The 420-nt window shown below is 81.7% G+C and carries 1 protein-coding gene; it reads left to right on the top strand.

Annotated features, from left to right (window positions below; translation table 11 throughout):
- A partial coding sequence (locus GTR02_RS22165; RefSeq protein ID WP_166609606.1) for a glycosyltransferase occupies positions 1–420 on the top strand: 420 nt, incomplete at both ends.

The raw sequence follows: 420 nt of genomic DNA, 5'->3' as shown, positions 1-420 counted from the left end.
GTGCGCGCCCGGGTGCCCGCGCACGTGCCGCTGCGCGCGGTGCTGGTGGGCGACGGGCCGCAGCGGGCCGCCGTGGCCACCGCCGTCGCGCGCCTCGGCCTCGCCGGCTGGGTCGAGCTGCCCGGCCGGACCACGCGCGAGGGGCTCGCGCGCTGCTTCGCCGACGCCGACGCCTACGTCGCCCCCGCCGTCTGGGAGTCGTTCGGCCTCGCCGCGCTGGAGGCCCGCTGCGCGGGGCTGCCGGTGGCCGGGATGGCGGGCAGCGGGCTCGCGGAGTTCGTCGAGGACGGCGTGGAGGGCCGGCTCGCCCGCGACGACCGCGAGCTGGCCCGGGTCCTCGCCCGCTGGGCGCTCGCGCCGGGGGAGGTGGCGCGCACCGCCCGGCACAACGCGACGACGCTGCCCGCCGTCACCTGGGAG

It is taken from the genome of Kineococcus siccus (assembly GCF_009906795.1).
Taxonomy (GTDB): domain Bacteria; phylum Actinomycetota; class Actinomycetes; order Actinomycetales; family Kineococcaceae; genus Kineococcus; species Kineococcus siccus.
The sequence above is the reverse complement of the archived record's forward strand: the minus strand, read 5'-3'. Positions and strand labels throughout refer to the sequence as shown.